The organism is Shewanella sp. SW32, assembly GCF_025653365.1.
Taxonomy (GTDB): Bacteria; Pseudomonadota; Gammaproteobacteria; order Enterobacterales; family Shewanellaceae; genus Shewanella; species Shewanella oncorhynchi.
The window spans coordinates 110,700-131,361 of sequence record NZ_JAKKSJ010000011.1 but is presented as its reverse complement, the minus strand read 5'-3'; the positions used below and the strand labels follow the sequence as shown (position 1 = coordinate 131,361).

Here is a 20,662-nt window from a genome sequence, read left to right as displayed (position 1 = left end):
CACAAGACTGTTCGCTTTTGCCAATGGAAATCAACCGATTTATTGTCAATATAGGGTGTTCAACAGTCAATAGCACGGGACTTGCTGGAGTTGACAAAGATAATAGAGGAAATTTGAAAAAGCCATATCGAATATCTCATTTTAATCTTGGTAAGAAAGTACATATTTACTTTGAATCTAAGGAGAAAGCTTACTCGGTTAGACTTAGCCTATTGGTTGAGCGAATAAAGCACTTCCTTGAGGTATACGAGGATCTACTCAAGGTACAAAGCAGGTACACTAGTTTAGCTCGCTTAAACTCGATAGAAGCCGTAAGGGAATGTGAGGCATTAGATCTGATGATTAAAGAAGCAACAAATAATTGAATAATTTTTTAAAAAATGAATAAAATAGTTTTCAGAAATATTAAAAATATCAGTTATCCAAATTAAGAGTAGCTTACACGCCTAATAAAACATTATGTACTACTGCGGCTCACATAATTATAGCCAATAATAAACTCCGAGTTATTGCTGTTTTTGTGAAGCCACGGTCACTATTTTATACATTTGCCGTAAAGAAAAACCTAACCTTAGACTCTAGCAATTTCCCTTTATCTGATAACTCAAACTCAAAAGGACACTTTTTCCCTATCTGAAATTTGAATAATGGTTCTGATAAAGTTGCACAATAGAAGCTGTTGTATGTATAATTATTTATTGTGAAATAGCTTGATTTAGTTCCGTCCCCCCATATAATCTCTTTATCAGTAAAGGTAAATCCAGTCTCACTCAAGTACTCTTGAACACCTGACTTAAGAATAACTACTTTTATGTTTGCCCCCGTTATAGGGAAATTTTTAATTAAACAAATTCCTCGATGTTGAAGGATCATATCGAACTGCCGAGTCAAATGCAGCTTTACCAATACAGAACCAGCACCTTTGAAGAAATCAACAGAAGAATTTGTGTCTTTCAAAAATATAGTTCTCGGGAATGTGTTATTGAATGTAAATGAACTTTTGCTGACTAGTTTTAAACGCTTAAGTGCAACAGGTACGAGAGAATTATTTTCAATTGCATCCATATAAGCCTGCTTCAAACTTTCAATAGCATCATTATTAAGTGGGCCACGTTCTTCAAGTTCTTCTTTATGTTTAGCCAACTTTTGTATTACATTCTCAAGAAACTCATCTGAGACCCGAAGAACTTTTTCAGCAGTTAAATAATGACCAGTGATAAATGTCGAAACTCCACCAATTTCAACAATATTTCTGATACCTACTTTCAACCTACCAACTGCAAAGAGTAGGAGATCTAAGTCACTATATCTATACAAATTTATATTGAATGATGGACTAGACCCTCTAAATTGACATTTAACAATCTCATACAAAAAAAGAACGCAACTAGAATGAATGATACTCTCTTTTGGTGAATCCCAGAACTCCACATACTCTAGCTGTTGAGCGTTGACTATTGAAATTAAAATAGCGTCTATATCGTTAGGCAAAATGCCATCAGAATAACTAATCACGTCTGATTTCAATGGATTAATTGAGTCCCTGAGATATAACAAACAATCTTCTCTTGATTGTAGATAAAAAAGAAATGAATATGACAAACTTTTTACTGCACAGCTAAAGTCTACTTCCCACAAGGTAAAAATAAATTCGTCAATAAGTTTATTAACATCTTCATTAATATCGATACCTACTGACACTAGAATTTCTACAAGTTGTTCTCTTGTAAAATTTTTGTCATCACCTAACAAGAATTTTTCTAATTGCAGTGTTAAATCTGTTTGCCATAAGTTAGCGTTAATTCTATTGTGGAAAAAGTAGCATAAACTTGAACGGCTATCATGTTTATTTAGGTTATAGGCGCTACATATTCGTTCGTACAATTCCTTTATTACACTGTAGTGCTCATCTTTAGCTAGACGTATTAACATCTTGATATAATTTACCAACTCATATATATCCATATTATGTAAATTATTTTTAGGCGCAAGTTCAATGAGAAATCTAGCTGACATAAAGGGCTTGTAGCTATCGTTTCTTTTAGTTTCTATCCAGATTACAATCTCTTGTAGACTACTTAAAGATATTGCATATCTTTTATCTCCAAGTAACTGGAATGATAAGTAGGAAAGTAAATTTGCGACAGTTGTATATTTTTTCTGAGAGGAGTTAGTGGGTAGTCCGTAGAGAATTTTATATAGGCCTGCTATATAGCATTTCATGTGTTCTACCAGTTTACCACTATCGTCATTTTTTAAAGAATAACCAAGGCTTTTTGCCTGCTCACTCAGACACATTACATCCAAGTTGTTTTTTAGCCTAGCTCCCTCAATATCCATTAATACGACTACTTCTGTAGTTGTCAGTTCACTAAGATTCTTGGTTTTATCCATAATTTTTTCATATATATATGTAGAACTACTTAAGTTCCTAAATACATAAGAGAAATACCTTGCATACATAATCACCACGTATACAAAATAAATTATCACGAATAGTAATATAAACACTTGTAATATTGTAGGAAGAGCTTTACTAACCAAATAAAATGCCAAAGTGAAAACCATATATATAAGCACTTTAGGCACTATAGAATCAGGGCTTATAGGAGATTTTAGATTCAGGTACTTAACTAAACTTTCAGAACCATACTTATCTTCCATCCATTGCAATGATTGTTGTGTAAGTGGAAGAGCTATAGCTGTCAATGCAACTAATATCGTAGCTATGTACGTTATGATGCTTACAGTGTTTTCAAGGGAGTTTTTGACCACGTATTCAATTGGCCCTCCCATATACAGTTCATTAAGCACTTCTAACGCTTTATAAAGATACTCCATCTAGCAACCCACTACCTGTATTATGAATCACATGCTCGAAGCTGCTATACTAGCTGCTCACCATAACCACTTTAGCTCATAGTACATTGAATATTTTCATATGGTCAATCAGACACTTAAATATGGCTCGCAATAAGTGTGATAGCTCACTAATATCGCTTCATGTAGAAACTGCAAGATCTAACTATTAAGCTATCTTATTTCGATTCTTAATAGTGGTTTTAAAAGTTATCTAGAATCAGTAAACATAATTTGAGGCAGGAACTACAATATGATTAGGAAGTCGCAGCGAAACATTATTAGAAGTAGTTGCTTTGTCGAGTCGAAGCACAGGTAACAAATGGCAAATAACGAGGCCTTAAGCTACCGTGTTTGGCGTGTACATTGTGCTTGTGTACATGTACGAGGATTGTATATAGAATAAGCCAGTTACTATTTTTCAAATAACTGACTTTCCTAGGGAATATGGTCGGTATGAGAGGATTCGAACCTCCGACCCCTGACACCCCATGACAGTGCGCTACCGGGCTGCGCTACATACCGAAATTTTTTAAGTGAATTGAATTATCAGCCTTGATTTATTCAGTTATAACTTAGTGGCTATTTCAAGATAATTTCTTCAATCACTCATCACCTAAGATACTGTTTATGGGGTTTATCTTAAGTGAGTCAGAACTGTAGCAATTGCCTTGCAACTGCGCAAGGGCTTCATTACATCTCTTTGATCGACTGCTTAGTTTATGTTCTGAATGACACAATTTTCGTCGATAACCGTTCGGAAATGGCCTCATCCATTAGCTATACGACTCATCAGCCTGTTACTGACCAGAATTCAGCCTATGTTTACCTAGATAAAGCGGTGGCACTATTCGTCGTCTCAATAATTCATCCCAATAATTCGTTTCTTTAATCCGTTCCCAGAATCAGTTTCTACAAATTCATTTCTGTTATGGTTTTATATTGGGGGCTTCAATTGAAGCTCTGGGATAGAGGCATTGGGTTTATTTGTGCCATAATCACAGACAGTTAACACAAGCAAATTTTCAAAGGGACTTTTCTTTGCATTTACCCGCCTTCCAAACCGCCCATCTCAGACTGGCCATTATTCTGGGTGTATTCGGCTTAGTCCTGAATCTTTTTCCCATCCCTTTATTCGCTAATGTGCAATTGATTCTCGGCAACGTGGCCGTTGTGATAGTGGCAATACTCTTAGGACCTTGGTATGCGTTGATCACCGCCCTATTTACCGCAACGGGACTCATGATCGTGTGGTCGAGCCCGCACGTGTATTTACTGTTTTTACTCGAAGCATTATGGCTTGGTTTTGCAAGGCGCCGAGATATTCAAATACTCTATGCCAGTGTGAGTTATTGGGTGTTATTGGGGATCCCGCTGTTAGCTATTTATGTGGCTGTCATTGCTAAAATGCCCGCCAGCCACATTCCTTTTACTGCGATAAAACAAGCCGTTAATGGCATGATTTACGCTGCAATTGGTGAACTCTGTGTGGTTGCTATTCCAAGCCTATGGCATTTTAAAGGCAAGCTGACCAATCTTAACCGACGCACTTTTAGCTCGCAGCTCAGTTACTTGTTCACCTTAATCATTACTGTGAGTTTATTAGTTTCGTCATTAGCATTTAATCACTTTTTCATTGATAAACAACAGGTGTTGATTAATCGCAATCTGGACGATACGGCAACTCATTTGAGCCATGCAACCGACAACTACCTCGCTTACAACACCCAAGTCATCGCTAGCACGGCCAAGTTTTTGAGTCTGTCGAACGCTGGCATCAATGAGTGGCAGGCATTGCTATCGAGCATACACGATAGCAATCAAGGCTTTAAAACTATGCTGATTGCGAATGAACAAGGCAATTTGCTCGCTGCCAGTCCAATGGCCAATATTGTGAACTTAGATCGCCTAGCAGAAATCCCTTCTGTGATGGATAGGGAATACTTTATCCAAGCGTTTTATAACCATAAAACCTTTGTATCACCCGCATTTATCGGCAGAGGTTTTGGTAATGACGTAATCATTGCCATCAGTGCCCCTATTTTTAGTCCAAATGCTCCCAATCAAGCCAGAGGGATAGTCGAAGGCAGCTTAGATTTACGCTATTTTTCCAGCATAGATAAACAAAACCTGCACCATGAGCAGCAATCTATTTTACTGACCGATGAGAACAATAATCTGATTTATGCCTCCGAGGGGTTAGGACTCGCACCGTTCACCCCCTTGTCATTCAGCAAAGGCAGCGAGATATATCGCGCCCGGCTTCAACTGATGAACCTGCATAATCTAGACTCAAATACCCCTGAGTACATCTATGCCCAGCATAAGTTAAACAATGGGTGGCAACTCTATGTTTTAGAACCTTTTGTGCCGCTTTTAAAACTGGCTGAACGCCAATATGTCAACACGGTAATTTTGCTGTTTTGCTCCTTAGTCGGTGCCTGTTTTATTACTAAAGCCATCAGTAAGTTACTGACCGAACCTCTATCCCTTTTAGCGCAGCATTTCGGTCCCGCTAAGCAAGAAAAAATCAGTGACGAGAAGTTTGAGCATGATCTACTCGATAAAAGTACCCCTAAAGAGATCTATAGCTTGTATGAAAGTTTGGCCTCAAACCAGCAAACCTTACTCGAACACCAACAAGAACTTGAACAAAAAGTACAGCAGCGCACCCAAGATTTAGAGGCCGCTAATGTGAAATTAAAGGATTTAGCCGAGCGCGATCCGCTGACGAATCTCTATAATCGCCGTTATACCGAACACCAATTCCCGCTCATCCAACAGATGTGTGAACGGGGTCAAGATGCTATGACACTTGCCATAATGGACTTAGACCACTTCAAACAAATCAATGATACTTATGGTCATTTAGGCGGCGACGAGTGTTTAAAAGTGGTTGCTAAACTCTTAACGTTACTCTTCAAACGGGATATTGATTTAATCTCGCGCTACGGCGGCGAAGAGTTTTTGCTGATTTTGCCTATGTGTAATGCCCTGAAAGTCGAAGCACATCTTAATGAATTTAAACAGCAACTCGCTGATACTGTGATCATCAATCCGCAGGATAATCGAAGCTTCAATGTCACGGCGAGTATTGGCGCTGTGATTGCCAATGCCACCTATAGCGACTCTTTAGAGCACTGGCTTAAGCAAGCCGACAATAACTTGTATCTAGCAAAGGAACAGGGGCGTGATCGAGTGGTTTGCAGCCTGATTGTTTAACTGGCGCTTGTTTAGGAGAAAGCTGTTGAAGAGGCAGTCGTTCAAAGGTAAAGAAGGTTTAGGCCAGATTAGCTGAGCGGCGTTCAATCACTATTGGATTGCGCAGCATTGTACTAAATGCTAGCAGGTTAAGCTGCATGGCTCTGCTTGATCCTGAGCGCACATTTACATAGTGTGATCATCAATAACCGCTCAGGCGTTATGACACTGAGCGGTTAATCAATCACAAAATCCTAGTGCATATGCGCAAGTCGATACTCATCCATGCGCTCGAGTAGATATGGGAAAAAGGGATTCCATTTCTGGCGCAACATTTCCGATGCCGACACGCTATATAAACCGCGCTCCCCCCGCGAAGCTGAGGCTCCAATTTGGATCCGATGTAAATCAGGCTGAATAACAGCGCCATAGAGGCCATCATCCACACCAAAGGGTAACGCAACATGGGACAAGGAATACACGCCAGCGGGCCAATACAAATCTAATGAACGCACTTCCTTACCTTCTGTGACCACGTTACCCAGCGCATCTAAACCAAAGCTGCGCGCTTGAACTTGCGTGGTTTCATTACTGATATTTTCCACCACAGTGCCACGATAATGTAACTCAGGGTTATTAATGTTCGCCAACAAGCCCGCAAGCGGATCATTGGACACCATCTTGGCATTTACATCGAGTCGGTTCATATCAAACAACACTAGCTCATGGCCTTTTTCAGGCAATGTTTGATACAGATTATTCACCACCGCCGCGGTTGAAACGGTTGCATCCACTACCGACTGAAAGGTGAGTATCGACGGAACTTGCGCCCGTTGCTGCGGCGTTAATCCTGCCAATAAACCTTGGTTACGCAGGGCTAATTGATAAACTACATCGCCCGCATTAACCGCAAAAGAGGTGTATTTAAAGGGATCGTACTCTACTTGAATACTGTTCCATTGCAGTTTATCCAGCTCCAACAATCGTCCTATCCAACTCTGCCAGCGTGCGGCCGCCGCAGATGGCGCTAGCCCTATCGCGGGAGAGATAAAAATCATTCCATCATAATCAGGGGCTTTATCATGGCTTATACGTTCTAACTCATGGTTCAGCGCGACGGCGGCACCCGTCGAAAAAGCCACCACAAATAATGGTTTATCTTTCAGAGTTTGCCGCATATGCGCTGTGGCTAAATTAACCGCTGCGGCCAGATCTTGCCAATAAAGCTCAGTCAATCCACTTGGAATCGTGCCATGCCCTGGCAATCTTAAACCGAGCACATGGGCTTTACCTTTAAAGTGCGCCGCCACATTGGATAGAGCATAGGGCGAATCCGACATACCGTGGAGCAGTAATACTCCAAATTCGGCATTAGCCACAGGCCATTCATAACTGCGATTCCAGTTTTGTGGCCAATGGGCAGGATCAGATAAGCTATTTTTGACATAGCGGTTCACTGGAGAAAATTCATTGGCGGGAATCTTTTTGACAACTTTACGCTCAACTTCGGCGAATAAGCGGTCTTCTAGCGCTAAGTACTCATTAAAATTGGCAAGTTTGGTATTGTAATGGAACTCATTTTTTAGCTCGACCGTATGCCAAAGTGACAGCTCAGGGCGCGCATTAAGAAAATAGATCCCTGTCGCGAGTAACGCCACCACTATGCCAGTACTTGCATACACTGCAGCTAAAAATAGGTGTTTTGTCGAACCTATGATGATGGCCTTCATCGCTGTTCCTACATGAAGATAAAATGTGCAACTAGATTATACGGGTAGATAAAAACATCCTTCAAACGTTTTACCGCGATAAAAACCACTAGTGTAAGCAGTACAATTTAATCACTCCAATTTAGTCACTTCAATTTAGTCACCCCAATTTACTCATCTCGCAATTTTATTAGCCGCATAGGCCTTAATCGGGTTAGGATCGAAAATAGTCTTATTCCAACCAAACTTATACGCTCTCGATGATAATCGGTAATCCACACGCTAGGTTCGTCTACTATCTTCCTACAGCGCCGCTGGTACCTGAGAGCTGGCATTACACTCAGCCAGATGCTGTCGCGACTCTTATAGCTCTCAATGGCAATCATTGGCGTAAGATCTTCACTATTATGGCAAAAGTCAGCGCGGTTGGAGAAGATTGGCGCAGCTATCGTGACCAAGTGTTACTCAAGCAAAATGAACTGCTCTGCATAGGCGGCACTGAATTGATGGCAAACGCGAAGATCCATCTTGTCGCGGGGCAAGTAGCTGCAAATGCTTTAGGGCTCACCATGTCCGTGAACGATTCCGGTGCGCAGCATTTAACTGCCCAAAATAAATCCATAACCGCACTTAAGCTGCCATCTTCGCTAGGACAGCATTTTTTACTCACGCCCTATTTGGATTATCGCCAATACCCAAACCAACTGATCGCCCTGACACGCCAACACTTAGCAACGCCAGAGCCCCAACACAGTGAATAATTCCATTATGATTGTGGTAACGGCTGTCACCACAGCATTAGTCACCAAATAACAAAGGCATAAAAAAGCACTCGTGAACAGAGTTCAAACGAGTGCATATTCAAGGACGATTCAGGGTTAGTCGTAAATGGTTGGAATAGGCTGACGTTTATGCTGTGTCGCCTTATAAATACCAATCAACTTGTCCTCAACCGCCTTGCCAACGTCTTTACCCTCAAGGAAATCATCGATTTGCGCATAGGTTAAGCCAAGCGCGACTTCATCTTCGAGTAAGGGTTTATTGTCTTCTAAATCCGCGGTCGGCGCTTTATAGACTAACGATTCTGGCGCGCCAAGATACGCGGCGAGTTGGCGAACTTGGCGCTTGTTAAGACCAAATAATGGCGCTAAATCGCAGGCACCATCGCCCCATTTAGTGTAAAAACCGGTGATATTTTCGGCGCTGTGATCTGTCCCCACCACTAACCCACCTACGAGTCCAGCGAGTTCGTATTGCGCTATCATCCGCATACGGGCTTTGACGTTACCCTTCACAAAATCAACCTTCGCCACATCGGGCAAAGGCAATCCAGCTTCGACTAACGCGGCAACAGCAGCGCTATGCACACCATCAACGCCTTGATGCACATTCACAGTGACCAACTTAGAGGGCTGAATAAACTGACAGGCTAATTGCGCCTCATGCTCATCTTTTTGGATCTGATAGGGTAATCGCACAGCGATAAACTGATAACCACCTTGGCTATTTTCTTGGTTTAAACTGTCCACCGCTAACTGACACAAACGCCCAGCAGTAGAAGAATCCACCCCACCGCTGATCCCTAATACCAATGCCTTGCTACGTGCTTCTTTTAGTTTGGTTTTAATAAACGCGACACGACGTTGCACTTCGAACTCAGGCTCTATGGCCGTGAGTACCTTCATTTCTCTTAAGATTTGCGCTTTCACCGAAAATTCCACCTTAAATTATCGCTGTATTTGGACTACCTGAACCCGACTAACGTTAACATTTATTCGCAACTGCCTGTAGTTAAAATTAGCGCTTGGCTGATTGATTGCTGATAAACGTCATAAAAATAAGGGCAACAACGGTTTGCCGTTATTGCCCTAGCGTAAATCAGTTAGCTTAATACAAATACAGCTATCGACTTATCTTTCCCAGTAGGATTCTTCTAAGCTATCTTCGCGCTCAGGTAAACCGCGGGATAAACGCGGGCTATGCTGGGCTAAGACTTCGTAGGCGACGCGGTTAGCGTACTTACACACTTGAGAAAACGAGGAATAACATAGGCCATCACGCTTATGTTTACTTGAGCCTGGCACGTTAGTCTTGTGGAAAGTATTGGCCGCCAGATCGTGCAATAACGCCGATAATGCGCCATCGCCAGCGCCATTAGTGTTACCGATTTTTTCTGGGCCGCCCATGTAAGGTGAAATGTGGGCAAACACTTTGATTGGTGTTTCACAGTCACTTTTAAGCTTTGGACGGGAAAATTCATAACGATTAAATTCAGGGATAGCACCCGGCAACAGCGTGTGAGTCGTTTCGCGTTTTTCTGAGTCCTCGGTATAACCCGCAGTATAAAGCCCGATTGGACCCGCTGTGGTTAATACCATGTCGCACCATTCCAAGGCTTTTTCACTGGCAAGTAGAGGATCGCGTGAACCCGTTAAGGCTTCACCTTCGTCTTCATTCATCGCCAAAATGGTGACATGTTCTTTGATGAAGTTTTGCCACCATTGCGGGTCTTCTTCAATCAAGAAACGCGTGCCTAAGGTTAATACCACGGGAACTTCGGCGGCTTTTGCATATTCGATAGCGCACATGGCCGCATCGGTAATACGGTCGCCATCACTGGCGCGCATCAAATACGCGGTCAACACTAAGGCTGAACTGCCCTGCACCACGTCTTTATCGATAAATTCAGGTGTGAGTTTATCCATAGCGCCTTTGCTGATCGCAAATGTTCGCTCGCCGCACTCAGAAATCAGGGTAAAACAGCGACCGATAGGACCATCTACAGGTTGTAGAAAGTTAAGGTCGACTTTAGAAGAGGTATTACATAAATAGCGGTAGGCGTAACTGCCCACTTCGATATTCTGACTCATTACCCCAAACAGCACTGAACGGTCATCGGCCAGAATAGAATAGTTGTGCACTGTGTTACCAATAGTGCCACCAGCAAATTCATCGCTAATCAAACCATGAATTTTTAACTCAGTGTAGAGTCTGTGGGCCTGTTCATCATTGATCAAGGTAGAATTGCCTTTGGGCAAGCCATAACGGCTCAGCAATTCGTCTTCCACTTTCGCTTCGATATCCACTAAGGTTTGATCAATACCGCTGATATAGGTCGCAAACGGCTGAGGCTGTTGAGTCAGCTGTTCAAGCAGCGGATCTCGGGTTTTAACCGGAAAATAATGTTTAGATTTACGCTGACCGGGAAACTTCATAGTGGCTCTCTTTTCCTGGCATCCATGCTAATTGGCGTCTGCCGAGGCGGTCAAGCCAAGCAGCATCCTAAAAATATTGAGTCTAGGCTAGCGAGACAAAAAAACCACCCCTTAGCCGGAAGGGCGCAGATTCTATCACAAAATCAGTTCGAAGCCAGTGCTCCTATACCCAAGATACCGCTTGTTCTTGGATTAATTGCCGTAATAATTCAATGTGTAACTCATCGTCGTTCAAACAAGGGATAAACCGATAGTCGCTGCCACCCGCATGTAAAAAGGTTTCCTTAGCACCAATGGAGATTTCTTCTAAGGTTTCGAGGCAATCGGTCGCAAACGCAGGGCAAATCACATCGACACTTTTGATCCCTTGCGCAGGTAACTCGGCCAATAATTGATCGGCGTAGGGCGTGAGCCATTCTTCGCGGCCAAAGCGCGATTGGAAACACACTTGCCATTGCGACTCGCTAAGCGCCAGTTTTTGCGCTAACAGTTTCGCCGTGACAAAACACTGCTCACGGTATGGATCGCCCTCTTTCACATAACGCAGTGGAATACCGTGAAATGACAAGAGTAACTTGTCGGCCTGCCCATGGGTTTTCCAGTGGCGCGTCACACTGTGTGCCAGCGCAGCAATATAAGCGCTATGGTCAAAATAGTCTTTATTAAAGCGAACCTGCGGCATGTCACGCACGGTTTTAAGATAACGGGCAACGGCATCGAACACACTTGCCACCGTCGAGCAGGAATATTGGGGATACAAAGGCAGCACAATAATACGCTCTGCTCCTTGATCTTTCAGGCGTTCAAATCCCGCATCTATGGAGGGATTGCCGTAACTCATACCCAGTTCAACCGGAATGGTCTGGTTAAAGGTTGCACTTAAGTCCACCGCCAACTTTTGTGCTTGGCGTGCACTTATCACCATCAAGGGCGAGCCTTCCTGCGTCCACACGCTTTGGTAGAGTTTGGCGACTTTCGCCGGGCGGGTGTTGAGGATAATGCCGTTCAGCAGCGGTTGCCAAATCCACGGCGATAAATCAACGACACGGGGATCACTTAAAAACTGCCTTAAAAAGCGTTTAACGGCCTTAGGACTAGGTTGATCAGGCGTGCCGAGGTTAACCAATAACACACCAAAAGCAGGGGAAGGATTCAACGTTAGGCTCATGGTTAATAAAGTTCACTTGGAGGCTAACATTGCGATACCCATAAAAAAAGCCTGCATCAGCAGGCTTTTTCTTAATATGAGAACTTGTTCTCGTAAATTAACCTTTATTCGGTTATTTCAACACCCTAGCTAACTGCTCACTCACGGCCGCAACCGATTGAGTACCGTCAAACTTGTTGTATTGAGTTTGACCAGCGGCAGCCACTTTACCGTAGTATTCAACCAGCGGCTTAGTTTGCTCGTGATAAATCGCGAGGCGTTTACGCACTGTGCTTTCTTCATCATCTGGACGAATAGCTAAATCTTCGCCCGTCACGTCGTCTTTACCTTCCACTTTAGGTGGATTGAAAACCACATGGTAAACACGGCCAGAACCAGGGTGAACACGGCGACCGCTCATGCGCTTAACGATTTCTTCGTCTGGCACGTCGATTTCAATCACGTGATCAATGCTAATACCGTTTGCCGCCATCGCATCCGCCTGTGGGATAGTACGTGGGAAACCGTCTAACAAGAAACCTTTAACACAGTCTTCCAGTGCGATACGCTCTTTAACCAGACCGATGATCAGATCATCAGAAACCAGTTGACCAGCATCCATCACTTTTTTCGCTTCCAAACCCAGTGGAGTACCCGCTTTTACCGCGGCACGTAACATATCACCAGTGGAAATTTGTGGGATACCATACTGTTCCATAATGAACTGGGCCTGGGTACCTTTACCGGCACCTGGGGCGCCCAATAGGATAATGCGCATCTCAAGAGTCCTCTTTTCGCATTGATATTCTTCTTAGGGCGGCGATCTTCGCACATCTGGCCGCCATTGAGAAGGGTTTTAGCTTCGACTTTAGCCTCAGAAACCGCAAATAAACTGCGGTTACTAAGCGATTTTTTTCATTAATAGAGCAAAGTATAGAGCTTACGGCGGTATTGATTGGCTATGGGATTACCTTGGCCAAGTGCCGTTAATACTTCCATAAATACTTGTTTTACTGTGCCATTTTCAGCACCTAAATCTTTACTGAGCACACCGAATAATAGTTCTAATGCTTCATCATCGCGGTGGGCAGCATGCAATGCCTTACTCAGCTCGAGTAATAACACTAAATCTGTTGGATTTTGCTCAAACTTTTGCTGCAAATCGCGAATTTCAGGGGTATCCGCCGCATCTAAGGCAAGTGCGAGCTTAGCTTTTAAACTCTGGTAGTAACCATCTTGGTCAGCAAGCCCTACCTTCTCAAGCATGGCTTGTGCTAACACTAATTCGCCCTGCATCAGATACACATCGGCAAGCACTAGACTCACCTCACCCGCTTGATTTGACCCTGTATGTGCTTCTTTAAGCAACACAGCCGCAGTAGCAAGATCCTCTGCGCTAACTTGACTCAGGGCGAGTAATGCTTTTGCCTGTGCTAACTGTAACTGCCACATAGGCGGTAAATATTTATCCAGCATAGCCGTGACTTGCGCCGCATCTTGCAGGCCAGCAAAACCATCTACAGGCTGACCTTTATCCAATACTAACGTGGTCGGTAGACTTTGAATGCGAAAGTAATTGGCAATTTCTAATTCGGCTTCACAGTCAACTTTTGCGAGCACGAATCGACCCGCATTTTGCGCGGCAATTTGCTCTAAGGTGTGCAGCATAGCCACACTTTGTTCCTGCGGCTGAGCCCAAAATGCTAACACCACGATCTGTTGCATCGAGGCGTCAACCACTTGCTGAATATTGTCTTTAGTCAGACTGAGGATATTATCCATAGTATTCCCTTAACATTTAAGGCCTCTATCATGGGAGGCCTTATTCTTTTAAAACTAAGCGTTAGAACCAAGTCTTAAAATCGAGTCTTACCGCTAACGGATTGAGTGACAGGCTAGGCGCAAACCACTCTTCCTGCACTAGAAACAATATCGGGGCCGTTCAAAGAAGGGCCCCGATAGTCATTTACTTCATGTTAGCCAGTAACATTTGGTTCATCAGCTTGATAAAGGCCGATGGGTCCGCAAGGCTACCTTTTTCAGATAATTGCGCCTGTTGCAGCAGCAGATTTGACCAATCCGCGAAGACGGCTTCATCTTGAAGATCATTTAAGCGCGATACTAATGGGTGCGCTGGGTTGATCTCAAATGTCGGCTTCACTTCTGGCACAGGTTGACCCGCAGCTTGCATCAGCTTGATCATCTGAGTCGACATTTCGCCTTCACCCGCCACCACACAGGCTGGGGTGTCAGTTAAGCGTGACGTGACTTTCACATCCGCAACGGTTGAGCCTAATGCCGCTTTAATGCGTTCAACTAAAGCTACCGATTCTTGCTCAAGCTTTTCTTGCGCTTCTTTTTCAGATGCATCTTCCAGCTCGCCAAGTTCTAAATCACCACGGGTCACTGAGTGCAGTTGTTTCTCTTTGTACTCAGTTAAGTGGTTGATTAGCCACTCGTCGATACGCTCTGACATCAGTAAGACTTCAATGCCTTTCTTACGTAACAACTCTAAATGTGGGCTGTTAGCGGCGGCTTCATGGCTGTCGGCAACAATGTAGTAAATCTTAGTTTGACCTTCTTTCATGCGGCTGATGTAGTCATCAAGTGACACAGTCGGCGCAGCACTGCCCGTGTGGGTCGAGGCAAAACGCAATAAGCCAGCAATACGCTCACGGTTGGCGAAATCTTCCGCAGGCCCTTCTTTCAGCACTTGCCCAAATTCAGCCCAGAACTGTTGATATTTTTCCGCATCGTCTTTCGCCAGTTTTTCCAGCATGCCAAGCACACGTTTGGTGATACCAGTACGCATCGCTTTGGTCACGTGGTTATCCTGCAGAATTTCGCGGGATACGTTCAGCGGCAGATCGTTTGAGTCAATTAAGCCCTGCACGAAGCGCAGATAAGATGGCATAAATTGCTCGGCGTCATCCATGATGAACACACGTTGCACAAACAGTTTTAGGCCGTGTTTACGGTCGCGATTCCACATATCCCAAGGCGCTTTTGCAGGAATATACAATAGGTTAGTGTATTCTTGCTTACCTTCTACCCGATTATGACTCCACAGTAGTGCGTCGGTGTAATCGTGGGAAATGTGTTTGTAAAACTCTTGATACTCTTCATCACTGATGTCAGCTTTATTGCGCATCCACAAAGCCGTGGCTTTGTTCATGACTTTCCATTGACCTTCGGTCGCAGGAATTTTTTCGCCATCAGGACCATCACGCTCTGGCGAACCTTCTTGCCACATTTCGACTGGCACAGAGATATGATCTGAGTATTTAGTGATGATCGAACGCAGGCGCCAATCATCGGCAAATTCTTTTTCTTCGTCACGCAGGTGCAGCGTAATTTCAGTACCACGGCTCGCCTTAGTGATGGTATCAACGGTGAAGTTACCCTCGCCTTCTGATTCCCACAATACGGCTTCATCGGCCTTATGACCGGCAGCGCGAGTGCGAACAGTGACTTTTTTCGCCACGATAAAAGCCGAATAGAAACCGACACCGAACTGACCGATTAACTGTGAATCCTTTGAGGATTCGCCCGATAGATTCTTAAAGAAATCCGCGGTGCCTGATTTCGCGATTGTGCCTAAATGCTCAATCACACCGTCGCGGGTCATACCCACGCCGTTGTCTTCGATGGTCACAGTGCCTTTCTCTTTATCGGCACTGATACGGACTCGCAGTTCACCGTCGCCTTCATAGAGTGCGTCATTGGTCAACGCCAGATAACGCAGCTTGTCCGCCGCATCCGCAGCGTTGGAGACCAGTTCACGCAAGAAAATTTCTTTGTTGGAATACAAAGAATGGATCATCAAATGCAACAGCTGTTTGACTTCTGTTTGAAAACCATGAGTTTCTTGTTGTGACATGAAATTTTCCTTTATTTGTTACGCAATTTGGTAAAAGTAACGCTTAGTGTTTACTAAATGGGGCTCCAAATTTGCTTTTCAAGGGCAAGGGCTAAAACGAGGTTCGAATGGCGAAAAATAAGGCGCTTGATGAATACCAAGCGCCTATATGTATGCTTTCAACATCAACCTGCACGAGGCGTTAGTCTTGGGCTAATTCTTTTTCTAACTGTTGGGCGATAGCTTCGGGCGATCCGCTGTTGCGGGCAAAGAGTCCATAAGCGGCGGGGATCACGAAGATAGTGAATAAGGTTGCCAGTAAAATCCCCGACAACACCACTACACCAATCACAAAACGAGTTTCAGCACCCGCGCCTACCGCCAATACCAATGGCACGGCGCCAGCAGCAGTGGTGATCCCTGTCATTAAGATAGGCCGTAACCGCTGCGCTGACGCTTGGATAATGGCCTTATCAAAATCAACGCCTTTATCCCGCAATTGGTTAGCAAACTCGACAATCAAGATGCCATTTTTCGCGGCTAACCCGACCAGCATAATAATGCCTATCTGACTGTAAATATTAAGACTCTGCCCCGTAAGCCACAAACCAATTAATGCACCGACGGTAGCCAGCGGCACAGTAAGCATGATCACCACAGGGTGGATATAACTCTCAAACTGCGCCGCAAGCACGAGGAATACAATCCCCAGTGCGAGGATGAATACGAAGTACATAGAGCTACCCGACTCTTGATAATCGAGGGATTGGCCCTTGTAGCTAATCACCGCTTCCGCTGGTAAATAGGTACGCGCCAATTGATTCATATAATCAAGGGCTTCACCTAGACTATAACCATCTTCCAAACTGGCTTCTATGGTGATCGCGCGCATACGGTTGTAACGGTTCAGCGAACTGGCGTCGGCAAACTCCTCCACAGTCACTAAGTTAGACAGCGGAATAAGCTCCTGACTGCGCTCGGATCGAACATAGATATTTTGCAGATCCGCCGCCGTATTTTGATTATCGCGCTCGCCTTCAACGATCACATCGTATTCTTCACCGTCACGCATAAACGTCGTCACTAAGCGTGAGCCCAACATGGATTCCAACGTACGGCCAATATTTGAAATCGACACTCCAAGGCTCGCCGCTCTGTCTCTGTCGATGACGACACGAAGTTGAGGCTTAGTCTCTTTATAATCATGATCTAATCCCAATAATTTGGGATTCTGTGCCGCCTTTTGCATCATGATATCGCGCCAGCGGGCAAGATCTTCGTAGCTAGGTCCACCAATCACAAATTGCACAGGTTTACCTACGCCGCGACCAAAGGCTTGGCGCATTACAGGGAACGCTTGCACCCCGGCGAGATTGGCAAGACGCTTATTAATGTCGACGATAACTTCCTTTACTGGACGACGTTTGCCCCAATCTTCCAGTACTATGATTGCCATACCGTTAGAGAAATCCGCCGCGCGGCCAAAGCCACGGGGGGCACGAATGAGCAGACGTTTGATATCACCCGTTTCGACCAATGGCATCAAGCGGTTTTCCACTTCATTCATATAGGATTCTATGTATTCGTAACTCGCGCCCTGTGGCCCGTTGACCATCAAGAATAACGAACCACGGTCTTCCTGTGGCGCAAATTCTTGCGGTACTTTTTGGACTAAATAGACACTAGAGCCTAATGCGACTAACACCAGAATCGACACCAATATCGGGTGAGCCATGGCGGATTTTAAGGACAATTGATACCGGTTTGACACTTTTGTCATTATGCCGTCGACCTTACGTACCAACCAAGAATCCTGCGAGCTCGGCTTAAGCAACTTAGAGCACATCATGGGCGTGAGTGTGAGCGCCACTAGGCTAGAGAACAGCACGGCCGCACTCATGGTCACGGCAAACTCTTTAAAGAGTTTACCTAAATCACCCTCAAGGAAAGTGATTGGCATAAAGACCGCGACCAACACGAGTGTGGTCGCGATAACAGCAAAAGCCACTTCACGCGCACCGAGAAAAGCAGCTTTGAGTGGTGAATCTCCTTCTTCGATACGTCTATGAATGTTTTCCAGCATCACAATCGCATCATCCACCACCATACCGATGGCGAGGATCATCGCCAATAAGGTCAAGAGGTTAATGGTATAACCTAGCGCATATAGCACAATAAAGGTGCCGAGCAGAGACACTGGCACAGTGATCGCGGGGATCAACATAGCGCGCACACTGCCAAGGAACAAATAAATCACGATAATCACTAAAATCATCGCAGTGAACAGGGTTTGATACACTTCTTTAATCGAGGCTTCGATAAACACTGAGCTATCGTAACTGCGTTTAATCGACATGCCCGCTGGCAAGGTCGGGTTGATTTTGTCAACCAGCGCGTTCACTGCGCGCGCCACTTCTAACGTATTGGCGGTTGACTGTTTAGACACGCCTAAACCTATCATTGCCTCTTTGTTGCCACGGAACATAATCCGCTCTTCATCAGAGCCAATTTCCACCCGCGCGACATCGCTCAGTTTGACTAAATAACCGTCTTCCCCTTGGGTGATCACTAAGTTTGCGAAATCTTCGGCAGTGCGATAACCCCGCTCCAGTCGCACTGTAAAGTGCCGCTCCTTCGACTCTATCGAACCTGCAGGTAACTCGACGTTCTCAGCTCTGAGCGCGGCCTCAACATCGGCAACCGTTAAACTGCGAGAGGCCAAGGCTTGTCTGTCAAGCCAAACGCGCATGGCGTAAACCTTACCGCCACCAATACGCATCCGCGCCACACCATCGACCACCGAAAAGCGGTCCGACAAATAACGGTTGGTGTAATCGGTCAATTCTAGGGTCGTCATTTGATCTGACACAAGATTGAGCCACATGATCACTTCATCACTGCCATTGGCCTTTTGTACTTCTGGGGGATCAGCTTCATCGGGTAAATTGTCGAGTAAACCTGAGATCCTGTCGCGCACATCGTTAGCTGCATCTTCAATATTACGACTAATATCAAACTCTAAGGTAACTGATGAGCGGCCATCACTGCTCGATGAACTCACGTGACGAATGCCTTCGACGCCACTGATCCTGTCTTCAATCAATTGGGTAATGCGGCTTTCCACCACGGCAGCACTGGCACCGCGGTAATTCGTGTCGATAGATACCACTGGCGGATCTATGTTTGGGTATTCACGCAGGGGTAATTTATCAAAGGAGACAAGCCCGAAAGCGACCAGCAGCAAGCTGATCACTGAGGCAAATACGGGACGTTTGACCGAGAGATCAGTAAGGATCATACACTTGGCTCCGCGTTCGTATCGGCAAGATAACTAAACTTTTCCGCGAACTCAGTTTGCACTTTATCCCCAGGATGAACTTTCAGTAAGCCGCGGATCACCACGTTTTCGCCCAAGGCTAAACCGTCTAAGATCTCCACCCAGCCACGGGTGCGAATCCCAATAGTGACTTGTTTACGTTCAATCACCTTGTCAGCATTGACGCTGTAAACATAATGGCTGTTTTGGATCGGGATAATGGCAGATTCAGGCAACATCAAGGCCTCGCGGCTACGCTTGATGAGTTTGACCTTCATCAACATGCCCGGTAATAAACGCAGCTCAGGATTGGGGATTTCGGCGCGAACGATCACTGTGCGCGTGGTTGGATTCACGCGGCTATCAATCGATGTCACCACACCTTTGAAAGTCGCATCAGGGAAAGCGACCGCTTTGGCTTCCACCTTTTTACCTGGCTCTAAATCTTGAATAAAGCGCTCTGGCACTGAAAAATCGAGCTTAATGGTAGAAATATCATCCAATGTCGTAATCACAGTGCCGGGTGACACTAAGCTGCCGACACTGATTTGACGTAAGCCTAAACGACCATTAAAAGGTGCCAGAATACTGCGATCATTGAGTGATGATTGCGCCTGTTCGAGCTCGGCACGGGTGGTATCAATAAGGGTTTGTAATCTGTCGCGTTCTAACTCGGCCACAGTGCGGCTAGTCACCAACGAACTGATCCGAGCTAATTCACGTTGATTATCACTGACTTTGACTTGCGCGGCTTTAACCTTAGCGATCTGCTCAGCATTTTGCAGTTGGACTAATAACTCGCCCTTTTTAACGATATCGCCGTCGTCAAATTTAAGCGCTATCACCATGTCGGTAACTTTAGGCGTTATCGTTACAGATTCTGTGGCTTTATTGCTACCAATAGCTTCAACTTCATCGCGAATGGGCGCCATAGCGGCAGTGGCAATCACTACATTAGGTATGAGTTTAATCTGGGCTGCAGCAATCTCTTGCGGTTGCATGGCTTGGTATCCAAACCATGCCGCGGCCAATAGGGCGATTATTAGAATAATTTTTTTCATCGGGCTTCCAAGGAATGACTCGCATTAATGACGGCTAGTTTACTCACTCACATCATCGCATCAATACGTTTTACTTTTTCTTACAAATTACGCTGATAGCGCAAAATATGTATGATTAAGTGTCTTTGGCGATATCAATGGTTGAGTTGCCAGAATGCAGTACGATAACAAGGTTGTTAAGTGATTAATTTTACTTATCACCACTAAATCAACATTTATCACTAAAACCATTTGAAAAAAATTGGTATATAGATAATTAAATCCTGAAACACAGATCGCCTAGATAATCGACAAC

General features: G+C 44.6%; 12 protein-coding genes and 1 tRNA gene. 2 read left to right on the top strand and 11 right to left on the bottom strand.

The genetic code is table 11. The features are described 5' to 3' along the window. Positions 1-540 precede the first annotated feature (540 nt). Both L5M28_RS08695 and L5M28_RS08690 read right to left on the bottom strand, forming a co-directional pair. Positions 541-2,841 carry a hypothetical protein gene (locus tag L5M28_RS08695; RefSeq protein WP_263203097.1) on the bottom strand — a complete coding sequence of 767 codons (2,301 nt, stop codon included), beginning with the start codon at positions 2,839-2,841 and terminating at the stop codon, positions 541-543. 466 nt (positions 2,842-3,307) lie between these two features. After that, positions 3,308-3,384: transfer RNA gene (locus tag L5M28_RS08690), tRNA-Pro, on the bottom strand. 462 nt (positions 3,385-3,846) lie between these two features. On the opposite strand from L5M28_RS08690, the gene L5M28_RS08685 reads away from it, so the two are divergent. After that, positions 3,847-6,081, top strand: coding sequence for a diguanylate cyclase (locus L5M28_RS08685; protein WP_263196290.1), 2,235 nt, complete (start codon positions 3,847-3,849; stop codon positions 6,079-6,081). A gap of 233 nt (positions 6,082-6,314) precedes the next feature. Here L5M28_RS08685 and L5M28_RS08680 read toward each other — a convergent pair whose 3' ends face one another. Next, entirely contained in the window at positions 6,315-7,790 is a 1,476-nt protein-coding gene (locus L5M28_RS08680; protein WP_263196291.1) for an alpha/beta hydrolase, read from the bottom strand. Positions 7,791-8,029: 239 nt separating this feature from the next. Between L5M28_RS08680 and L5M28_RS08675 the strand changes: the two genes are divergently transcribed. Then, complete coding sequence (locus L5M28_RS08675) at positions 8,030-8,530, top strand: DUF6942 family protein (protein WP_263142437.1); 501 nt, start codon at positions 8,030-8,032, stop codon at positions 8,528-8,530. A gap of 117 nt (positions 8,531-8,647) precedes the next feature. Here L5M28_RS08675 and nadE read toward each other — a convergent pair whose 3' ends face one another. The 8 genes from nadE to L5M28_RS08635 all read right to left on the bottom strand — a co-directional run bounded on the left by nadE (position 8,648) and on the right by L5M28_RS08635 (position 20,367). Next, positions 8,648-9,478, bottom strand: coding sequence for an ammonia-dependent NAD(+) synthetase (nadE, locus tag L5M28_RS08670; RefSeq protein WP_212600171.1), 831 nt, complete (start codon positions 9,476-9,478; stop codon positions 8,648-8,650). Between the two features lie 201 nt (positions 9,479-9,679). Then, the gene (locus tag L5M28_RS08665) at positions 9,680-10,984 is read right to left on the bottom strand and encodes an inosine/guanosine kinase (RefSeq protein WP_028759658.1); all 1,305 of its coding nucleotides are present in this window, start codon (positions 10,982-10,984) and stop codon (positions 9,680-9,682) included. Between the two features lie 163 nt (positions 10,985-11,147). After that, complete coding sequence (gene hemH / locus L5M28_RS08660) at positions 11,148-12,152, bottom strand: ferrochelatase (RefSeq protein ID WP_263203095.1); 1,005 nt, start codon at positions 12,150-12,152, stop codon at positions 11,148-11,150. Between the two features lie 112 nt (positions 12,153-12,264). Continuing rightward, on the bottom strand, positions 12,265-12,909 hold the full coding sequence (gene adk, locus L5M28_RS08655) for an adenylate kinase (protein ID WP_263203093.1): 645 nt from the start codon (positions 12,907-12,909) through the stop codon (positions 12,265-12,267). A gap of 140 nt (positions 12,910-13,049) precedes the next feature. After that, entirely contained in the window at positions 13,050-13,913 is an 864-nt protein-coding gene (locus L5M28_RS08650; RefSeq protein ID WP_263203092.1) for a co-chaperone YbbN, read from the bottom strand. A 184-nt stretch (positions 13,914-14,097) separates the two neighbouring features. Further along, the gene (gene htpG / locus L5M28_RS08645; protein ID WP_263196297.1) at positions 14,098-16,011 is read right to left on the bottom strand and encodes a molecular chaperone HtpG; all 1,914 of its coding nucleotides are present in this window, start codon (positions 16,009-16,011) and stop codon (positions 14,098-14,100) included. 181 nt (positions 16,012-16,192) lie between these two features. After that, positions 16,193-19,288 carry an efflux RND transporter permease subunit gene (locus L5M28_RS08640; RefSeq protein WP_263203091.1) on the bottom strand — a complete coding sequence of 1,032 codons (3,096 nt, stop codon included), beginning with the start codon at positions 19,286-19,288 and terminating at the stop codon, positions 16,193-16,195. Next, a complete protein-coding gene (locus L5M28_RS08635; protein ID WP_263203089.1) occupies positions 19,285-20,367 on the bottom strand; it encodes an efflux RND transporter periplasmic adaptor subunit in 1,083 nt (360 codons plus the stop codon). Before L5M28_RS08635 ends, L5M28_RS08640 begins: the two co-directional genes overlap by 4 nt. Positions 20,368-20,662: the final 295 nt, after the last annotated feature.

Coding starts and splice junctions, on each gene's coding strand:
- L5M28_RS08665 (WP_028759658.1), bottom strand. CDS start 10,984: ATGAAGTTTCCCGGTCAGCGTAAATCTAAACATTATTTTCCGGTTAAA.
- adk (WP_263203093.1), bottom strand. CDS start 12,909: ATGCGCATTATCCTATTGGGCGCCCCAGGTGCCGGTAAAGGTACCCAG.
- L5M28_RS08675 (WP_263142437.1), top strand. CDS start 8,030: ATGATAATCGGTAATCCACACGCTAGGTTCGTCTACTATCTTCCTACA.
- L5M28_RS08650 (WP_263203092.1), bottom strand. CDS start 13,913: ATGGATAATATCCTCAGTCTGACTAAAGACAATATTCAGCAAGTGGTT.
- L5M28_RS08695 (WP_263203097.1), bottom strand. CDS start 2,841: ATGGAGTATCTTTATAAAGCGTTAGAAGTGCTTAATGAACTGTATATG.
- L5M28_RS08680 (WP_263196291.1), bottom strand. CDS start 7,790: ATGAAGGCCATCATCATAGGTTCGACAAAACACCTATTTTTAGCTGCA.
- htpG (WP_263196297.1), bottom strand. CDS start 16,011: ATGTCACAACAAGAAACTCATGGTTTTCAAACAGAAGTCAAACAGCTG.
- hemH (WP_263203095.1), bottom strand. CDS start 12,152: ATGAGCCTAACGTTGAATCCTTCCCCTGCTTTTGGTGTGTTATTGGTT.
- L5M28_RS08640 (WP_263203091.1), bottom strand. CDS start 19,288: ATGATCCTTACTGATCTCTCGGTCAAACGTCCCGTATTTGCCTCAGTG.
- L5M28_RS08635 (WP_263203089.1), bottom strand. CDS start 20,367: ATGAAAAAAATTATTCTAATAATCGCCCTATTGGCCGCGGCATGGTTT.